This window comes from Stenotrophomonas sp. 2YAF22, from assembly GCF_052114665.1.
In the GTDB taxonomy this organism is placed as follows: Bacteria; Pseudomonadota; Gammaproteobacteria; order Xanthomonadales; family Xanthomonadaceae; genus Stenotrophomonas; species Stenotrophomonas indicatrix.
The window spans coordinates 1-8054 of sequence record NZ_JBFRFE010000137.1; the positions used below are offsets into that span (position 1 = coordinate 1).

6 protein-coding genes are annotated in these 8054 nt (G+C 67.9%); 4 read left to right on the forward strand and 2 right to left on the reverse strand.

The window, feature by feature from the left end; genetic code table 11:
- The coding region (locus AB4Y84_RS07720; protein WP_442249954.1) for a DUF1176 domain-containing protein at positions 1–557 on the reverse strand (557 nt) is incomplete at its 3' end.
- Between the two features lie 133 nt (positions 558–690).
- On the opposite strand from AB4Y84_RS07720, the gene AB4Y84_RS07725 reads away from it, so the two are divergent.
- Positions 691–3570, forward strand: a complete 2880-nt coding sequence (locus AB4Y84_RS07725) for a VIT domain-containing protein (protein WP_442243486.1) — start codon at positions 691–693, stop codon at positions 3568–3570.
- 76 nt (positions 3571–3646) lie between these two features.
- Here the strand turns inward: AB4Y84_RS07725 and AB4Y84_RS07730 are convergent, their stop codons facing one another.
- Complete coding sequence (locus AB4Y84_RS07730; protein ID WP_442243487.1) at positions 3647–4855, reverse strand: acyltransferase family protein; 1209 nt, start codon at positions 4853–4855, stop codon at positions 3647–3649.
- Between the two features lie 197 nt (positions 4856–5052).
- Here AB4Y84_RS07730 and AB4Y84_RS07735 point away from each other — a divergent pair, with 197 nt between their 5' ends.
- From AB4Y84_RS07735 to AB4Y84_RS07745, 3 genes are all read left to right on the forward strand, one after another.
- Complete coding sequence (locus AB4Y84_RS07735; RefSeq protein WP_363733666.1) at positions 5053–5895, forward strand: LytTR family DNA-binding domain-containing protein; 843 nt, start codon at positions 5053–5055, stop codon at positions 5893–5895.
- A 90-nt stretch (positions 5896–5985) separates the two neighbouring features.
- Positions 5986–7111, forward strand: a protein-coding gene (prfB, locus tag AB4Y84_RS07740; RefSeq protein WP_099818762.1) for a peptide chain release factor 2 whose coding sequence is annotated in 2 segments (ribosomal slippage) — positions 5986–6060 and positions 6062–7111 — 1125 coding nt in all. Because the reading frame shifts where the segments join, the coding sequence is not laid out codon by codon here.
- Between the two features lie 99 nt (positions 7112–7210).
- Entirely contained in the window at positions 7211–7993 is a 783-nt protein-coding gene (locus tag AB4Y84_RS07745) for a helix-turn-helix transcriptional regulator (protein WP_428704298.1), read from the forward strand.
- The last annotated feature ends 61 nt before the right edge of the window (positions 7994–8054 follow it).

An 8054-nucleotide genomic window follows, 5' to 3' on the forward strand; every position in this document is an offset into this window, starting at 1 on the left:
GGTTTGGCAACGGCGGCAGGCACGCTGCTTTCGGCGGCGGCTCCCTTGCGCATCACCGCGCCCGGCGTGCCCACGCGGCCCTGGAACTCATCGGTCTTCAACAGCACAGCCGCTGCGCCCTTGTCCGACAGCGGCCACGCGCGGCCGGCGCCATCGACAACCGCGATGCCACCATCGCGCACCAGCGCGGACAGCACTGCGCTGGTCTGTGCCGCGCTGAGCACATGGATACCCGGCTCCCTGGCCGGCGCCAGCACACCGAGGTCACGCTGCTGGATGCGCAGGTGCAGCGCGCCCTTGGGCTGCGGCTGGTCATCGATCGGCTGCAACGACATCCGACCGCTGATGGCCTGATTGGGGCCGCCCGCCCGGGTCAGTAGCACGCTGAGGGTGCTGTCATCGCCACTGGCGTAGCCGGCCGCGCGGCACGTGCGCGTGTTGTCGCAGGCCACGACCCAGTCGTGATGCTGGAAATAGAGGCCTGCAGGCGCATCGACGGCGCTGGCGGCCAACGGCCAGCACAGGGCCAGCAGGGTGGGAAGCAGGGGAGAACGCATGGGCATCCTTGCACGGGATCGGGAAGTCGCACATGGTGCGCCCAGGGGCAGCGAAGAACCAGCATCGAATCACGTTAACCCCGTCCACCCGGTTGGTGCGTTCAAGCAGTCACGATCCCACTGGAGTCCTGTCATGGTCTTCGCCCGTTGCTGCACCGTACTGCTGTTGGCCCTGGCAAGCTGGCCGGCACTGCCCCAGGCGTCGCGGCGTCCGGCACCGCCGATGACGTCCACACCGCTGCTGATCGCGCCCGCCGCCGAACAGCCCGTGCAGCTGCGACATGCCCGCATCGAAGGCGAGGTCCAGGCCGGTATCGCCCAGACCCGTATCACCCTGGAGTTCCACAACCCCAACCAGCGCGTGCTGGAAGGCGAGCTGCAGTTCCCGCTGGCCGAGGGCCAGCAGATCACCGGGTTCGCCCTGGACATCAACGGCGAGTTGCGCGAGGCAGTACCGGTGCCCAAGGACCGCGGTCGTCAGGTGTTCGAGGAGATCGCCCGTCGTGGTGTCGATCCGGGCCTGCTGGAGCAGACCGCCGGCAACCAGTTCCGGCTTCGCGTGTATCCGCTGCCGGCCGGCGGCAGCCGCCGGGTGCAGCTGGTCGTGCGCGAGCCGCTGGCATACGCCGCGCAGGGCTGGCGTTGGACGCTGCCGTTGCAGTTCGTCGCTGGCGCCGCTGCCGTCGAACTGACCGTGCAGGCACCGAAGGGTGCTGATACTGGCAGTGCGCCTTTCCGCATTGCCGATGGCCGTCTGCAATGGCAGGGGCGCGGCGCACAGTTGCCGACCCAGCTGCAATGGACGCTGCCAGCCGAGCGCAAGGCACTGGTGCAGGTTGCACGCTGGCAGGACGGTCACTACCTGTTGGCACAGCTGCCGGTGCCGACGTCAGCCGCGCCGCGCCGTGTGCCGTCGGAAGTGGGGCTGCTGTGGGACGGTTCCGGTTCCGCAGGCCAGCGCGACCGCACCCGCGAGTTCGCACTGCTCGATCGCTACTTCGCGGCAATGGGCGAGGGCAATGTCGCGCTGACCGTGCTGCGTGATCGTGCGGAGCCTGTGCGTCGGTTCCATATCCGCAGCGGCGACTGGAGTGAACTGCGGCGGGAGTTGATGGCGGTGCAGCCGGATGGTGCCAGTGCGCTGGCGCAGTGGCAGCCGCAACCCGGGGTGAAGGAGTACCTGATGGTCAGCGATGGCCTGCTGACCTACGGGCCGGAAGCAATGCCGGCGCTGGCCGCCGACCAGCGCCTGTTTGCGATCAGCAGTGCTGGTGCACGCACCGATGCCACCCGCCTGCGCGGTTGGAGCGAGGCGCATGCGGGCACTTTCGTGGCACTCGGCAGCGATATCGATGCCGCCGCGCGGGAACTGCTGTCGGTACCGCTGGATGTCCAGATCGATGCCGGCCGTGGCGTGCAGGATGTGGTGATCGACCGCCGCAGCCAGGCCCAGGGCTGGCTGTGGTTGCATGCGCGGTTGGCGGCCGAAGGTGTGCCGATGCGGGTACGCGTGGCTGGCGGCGAGTGGCAGGCACTGCCCGCGACGCAGAAGAACGAAGACGGTGATCTGCTGGCCGGCCTGTGGGCACAGGCGCGCCTGCAGCAGTTGTCGAGCGATCGACGCAGCAACCGTGAGGCGATGCAGCGGCTGTCGCAGCAGTTCAGCTTGGTGGGCCCGGATACCTCGCTGATCGTGCTGGAAACCCTGGACGACTACCTGCGCTATGCGATCCGTCCGTCGGGCAAGCTGCGCGCCGAGTACGACCAGCGCTTCGCACGCCAGGTTGCAGACCGCGAAGCGGCCGACCGCCAGCGTCTGGACAAGGTGGTGACGCAGTGGCAGCAGCGCCAACAGTGGTGGAATCGCAGTTGGCCGAAGGGCACACCGCCGCAGGCGGATTCGAAGGCGCTGGAGGTGGCGGCCGGCGCCCCGCCGGCACCGGTAGCGATGCTGGTTGCTCCGGCACCGGCCGCAGCGGAGATGCAGTTGAATGCAGCCACTTCGCGCCAGCGTTCGGTCGCACGCCCGGCACCGGCGCCGGCGCCGATGCAGGAGGTCGCCGCCGATGCGATGGCGGCCGGGCCGGCCGCTGCCAATGATGGCCAGCTGGGAATCAAGCTGGCCGCGTGGCAGTCGGACTCACCGGTTGCCCGTCGCCTGCGCCAGGGGCCGCCGTCGCAACTGTATGACCGCTATCTGGCCGAGCGCGCTGCGAACGCCGACAGCAGCGCGTTCTTCCTCGACGTGGCCGACCTGCTGATCGAACAGGGGCAGCGCGATCTTGCCCTGCGCGTGCTGTCCAACCTGGCCGAGATGGATCTGGACAACCGCCATCTGCTGCGCGTGCTCGGCTACCGGTTGCTGCAGGCCGACGCTCCGGTGCTGGCGGTGCCGGTGTTCGAGCAGGTGCTGGCGATGGGTCAGGAGGAACCGCAGAGCTTCCGCGACCTTGGGCTGGCGCTGGCTGCAGCCGGCAAACCTCAGCAAGCGCTGGTGCCGCTGTATCAAGTAGTCGTACGGCCCTGGGATGCTCGTTTCGACGGTATCGCGTTGATCGCCCTGGATGAGCTGACCAACCTGGTGGCCGGCAGCAAGCCGCGTCTGGATACCAAGGAAATCGACCCGCGCCTGCTGCAGGCGATGCCGTTGGACCTGCGCGTGGTGCTGGCGTGGGATGCCGACAACAGCGACATGGACCTGTGGGTGACCGACCCGAACGGTGAGCGCGCGTACTACGGCAACCGCCTGACCTACCAGGGCGGGCAGATGTCACAGGACTTCACCGGCGGCTATGGTCCCGAGCAGTTCTCGCTGCGCAACGCCAAGCCCGGCAGGTACAAGGTGGAGGCGAACTACTTCGGCAGCCGCCAGCAGCTGGTGACTGGCGCGACGACGCTGATGCTGCGCCTGACCACCCATTGGGGTACGCCGAAGCAGAAGGACCAGAGGGTGACGATGCGGCTGAAGGATCGTGCCGAGACGGTGCTGGTCGGCGAATTCGAGGTGAAGTAGAGCCACGCCATGCGTGACTGTCGCAGCCCTCGCCTTGTGGAGCCGAGCGTACGCTCGGTTCCACGGGGCGCAGGCCTTATTGTGCCGGCACGACGCGCACTGCAGGCGACGATAGCGGTGCGGCACGCAACCCGAACAGCGGCCGCAGCCAGCGCACGCGGCGCACCAGCAGTTCGTGGATCAGCAGGCAGCCGGCGATCGTGCCGATGATCACCAGCGCCGGCTCCAGCCACGCGCCCAGCTGCAAGGGCCGCAACCAGTACAGCAGCACGATCAGCACGGTCTGGTGCAGGATGTACCAGCTGAACACCGCCTCGCGGCAGTAGCACAGGCCGCGCCATGGCCGCGCCAGCAGGACCTGCGCCCATCCGAAGAGGGCCAGCAGGGAACACCAGGTGTACAACGCTCGGCCAACGCGCTCGGTCTGTGCCCACGGCAGCGCCAGCACCCATTGCGGCAGATCGCCGAGGTCGGGCATCCGCCCCAACGCGCGGATGCCCAGTTCGACAGTCAGCCCGATAACGGCCAGCGCCAGGGTCAACCGACGGCCGCGCACCAGCAGATCCCAGCCGCGCTGCCAGCGCGCGGCGAGGAAGCCGCCGAGGAACAGGGGCAGCGACTCGGCGTGGACGTACAGGTCATCGACCAGCGCGTGGGTTGGCGGGTGGGCGGGCAGGATCACCAGCAGCGCCCACGCCAGCCACAGCACCGGCAGCAGCAGGCCCAGCATGGCCACCCAACGATCGCCCGCAGGCAGGCCCGGCAGCTGGTGACGCAGCGGCCTCACTACGCTGGCCAACAGGATCGCCAGCAGCGTGTAAGGGATCAGATAGGCCAGGTACCACAGGTGGTTCCAGGTGAAGCCATAGGCGGCACCGCTGAAGCTGGCTCCCGGCCACGGCCGGAACTGCCAGTAGCGCCACAGGAATGCACCGAGCCCTGGCGTGACGTCGCCCTTGTCCACCGCTTCACAGTAGGCCTGCAGCGAAACGACCGCGACGATGCCGAACAACAGCGGCAACAACAGCCGCCCGCCGCGCCGCAGCGCGAATCGCCACCGGCCCTGCGCGGGCAGGCACAGGCCCAGCGCGATGCCGGAGATGGCAAACAGCAGCGGCATGCGCCAACGATTCAGCGCGATCATCGGCCATTGCAGCCACTCCGCGGTGTGGACGCTCTTGAGGTGGAAGTCCCATCCGGCCACGTAGGCCATGGCCACGTGGTAGAGGATCAACAGCCCGAAGGCGCCGATACGCAGGGTGTCGAGGTCGTGGCGGCGGGTCATGGCGGTATCCGTGTTGGCGTCCTCGCAGAGTGGAAGTCCTCGTGGGCTGTCGCCAGCAGAAAGGGGCGGTTGGATGCCCTGCAGGGCCCAGTGGCGGGGCGGGGGGACGAATGGCGTGCGTCAGTGGGGCTGTGGTTGGCGATAATCCAGTGATGGATGAGTACAACCAGCAGGACCCGAACGTGCGTGGCGAATCGATGGGCAACGGCAGGCAAGGGCGGCAGGCAGCCGTGTTCTGGGTCGTACTGTTTCTGGGGACGGCGGCGGCCAATGTGCTGGCCAAGGCCATGATGGCGGCGCGCGATGGACTGCCCTCCCAATGGATGGCGGCCACGATTGACGAGTTCAGCAGTGCGCTGGTGTCGCTGCTGCTGTTGGCGGTGCTGATCCGCGCCGCTTCGCGCTGGCCGCTGCACGCCGATACCTGGCGACAGCGCTTGGCGCCGTATCTGCTGGGCGCGGTTGCGTGGTGGCTGCTGCATGTGAGTGCGATGGTCCTGCTGCGCAAGGCCGTCCACGCCGTGCTTGGCAGCCACTACACCTTTGGGGACTGGCCGGCGCAATGGTTCTACGAGTTCTTCAAGGACATCCAGACCTATGCGCTGCTGGTCTCGGCAGTCCATGCCCTGGCCTGGTTCGGCCGCCGCCGCCAGGGTGAAGCGACCCTGCTTGCCGCCCCCGATGAGGGCCCGCCGGTCGAACCGGTCGATCGCCCCGACCATTTCCTGGTGCGCAAGCTGGGCAAGGAGTTCCTGGTGGCCACGGCCGACGTCGAGTACGCCCAGGCCGCCGGCAACTACGTGAACCTGCGGGTGCGCGGCCATGACTACCCGCTGCGGATCACCATGGCGGTGCTGGAGGCGCGGCTGGACCCGGTCCTGTTCCTGCGCAGCCACCGCAGCTGGCTGGTCAACCGCGGCCAGCTGCGCTCGATCGAGCCGCTGGACGGCGGCGAGGCCCTGCTGCACATGGCCGATGGGGCCAAGGTACCCTGCAGCCGGCGCCAGCTGCCGTTGCTGCGCCAGGCCTTGGGCGGGTAGGGGCGTGGCAGGGCGGGACCGGCTTCTGCGCCGGTTCACCCCGGCCTGCGGTATCATTTGCAGTCATCTTTTGAATGCATAACCGCCGACATGATCGAACTGAATCCTGTCCGCCAGCGCATCGCCGATCTGACCGATCGCGTGTTGTCGCTCCGGGGGTATCTTTGACTACGACGCCAAGAAAGAGCGTCTTGAGGAAGTGACGCGGGAGCTGGAAAGCCCCGACGTCTGGAACAACGCCGAGTACGCCCAGAACCTGGGGCGCGAGCGCTCGACCCTGGAAAAGACCGTGGGCGGCATCGCCGCGGTGCTGGAGGGCCTGAGCGACGCCACCGAACTGCTGGAGCTGGCCGAGTCCGAGCAGGACGAGGACACCGCGCTGGCCGTGGTGGCCGACCTGGACAAGCACCAGGCGCACGTGGAGAAGCTGGAGTTCCAGCGCATGTTCTCCGGGCAGATGGACACCGCCCCGGCGTTCGTCGACATCCAGGCCGGTGCCGGTGGTACCGAAGCCCAGGACTGGGCCGAGATCCTGCTGCGCATGTACCTGCGCTGGTGTGAATCGCGTGGCTGGAAGACCGAGCTGATGGAAGTGTCCGGTGGCGACGTCGCGGGCATCAAGTCGGCCACGCTCCGCGTGGAAGGCGACTACGCCTACGGCTGGCTGAAGACCGAGACCGGCGTGCACCGCCTGGTGCGCAAGTCGCCGTTCGACTCGGACAACCGCCGCCATACCAGCTTCACCTCGGTGTTCGTGTCGCCGGAAGTGGACAACAACATCGAAATCGACATCAACCCGGCCGATCTGCGCACCGACGTGTACCGCTCGTCCGGTGCCGGTGGTCAGCACGTCAACAAGACCGAGTCGGCGGTGCGTATCACCCACATCCCGACCAACACGGTCGTGGCCTGCCAGACCGGCCGCAGCCAGCACCAGAACCGCGACAACGCGATGAAGATGCTGGCCGCCAAGCTCTACGAGCTGGAGATCCAGAAGCGCAACGCCGAGCGTGATGCGGTGGAAGCCACCAAGTCCGATATCGGCTGGGGCAGCCAGATCCGCAACTACGTGCTCGACCAGAGCCGTATCAAGGACCTGCGCACCGGCATCGAGCGTTCGGATACGCAGAAGGTGCTCGACGGTGACCTGGACGAGTTCGTCGAGGCCAGCCTGAAGGCCGGCCTGGCGGTCGGCTCCAAGCGCATCGATGCCTGATGCGTGCCCGGCGACAGCGGTACCGTCCGCTGCCCGGGCCCTGCGTTGCGGGACGTCTTCGGCGTCCCGCACCGCCGTTGAAACCTGCAGGGCAGGGCGATGATGCGCAGTGAAGCCGAACGCAAGGAACTGGGAGGCTTTCTCAAGGCCTGCCGTGCGCGGGTCGACCCAGCAACGCTGGGGCTGCCAGCCGGCCGCCGACGCACGCCGGGCCTGAAGCGCGAGGAAGTCGCACTGGCGATCGGGGTCAGTGTCAGCTGGTACACCTGGATCGAGCAGGGCCGCGAAGTGCGCGCCTCGCCCGAGGTGCTGGAGCGCCTGGCGCAGGTACTGCGATTGAGCGACGACGAGCGCGCCTACGCGTTCGCGCTGTCCGGCTATGGCGTGCCGCTGGAATCGCCCGACGAGACGGTGACCGACGGCCTGCGCCAGCTGGTGGAGGCGATGCAGCCGATCCCGGCCTACGTGCGCAATACCCGATTCGACATCCTGGCCTGGAACCCGGCCATCGCCGATCTGTTTGTTGATTACGGTCAGCTGGCGCCGCACGAACGCAACACGCTGCGGCTGATGTTCCTGTATCCGCCTTACCGCGCGTTGATCCTCAACTGGGAAGAAATGACCCGCGGGCTGCTGGCCAGCTTCCGCGCGGCGATGGCGCAGGCGCCGGACAAGGCGCCGTTCCTGGCACTGGCCGAGGACATCGGCGCGCACAGCGAGCAGTTCCGCCAGTGGTGGCCGGAGCACGATGTGCGTCGTTTCGACGAAGGTGCGAAGAAGCTGAACCATCCCACGCGCGGTCTGCTGGACCTGCAGTACGTGGCGCTGGTGCCAGAGAGCCGGCACGACCTGTCACTGGTGACCTACCTGCCGCGAAGGTAGGTTGGTCGGCAGGGCTGCGCCCTGCACCTGCTGTAGTGCCGGCCGCTGGCCGGCAACCTCA

Bases quoted from the DNA above. Each gene is read 5' to 3' on its own strand.
- AB4Y84_RS07735 (WP_363733666.1), top strand. From the start codon at position 5,053: ATGGGCAACGGCAGGCAAGGGCGGCAGGCAGCCGTGTTCTGGGTCGTA.
- AB4Y84_RS07730 (WP_442243487.1), bottom strand. From the start codon at position 4,855: ATGACCCGCCGCCACGACCTCGACACCCTGCGTATCGGCGCCTTCGGG.
- AB4Y84_RS07745 (WP_428704298.1), top strand. From the start codon at position 7,211: ATGATGCGCAGTGAAGCCGAACGCAAGGAACTGGGAGGCTTTCTCAAG.
- AB4Y84_RS07725 (WP_442243486.1), top strand. From the start codon at position 691: ATGGTCTTCGCCCGTTGCTGCACCGTACTGCTGTTGGCCCTGGCAAGC.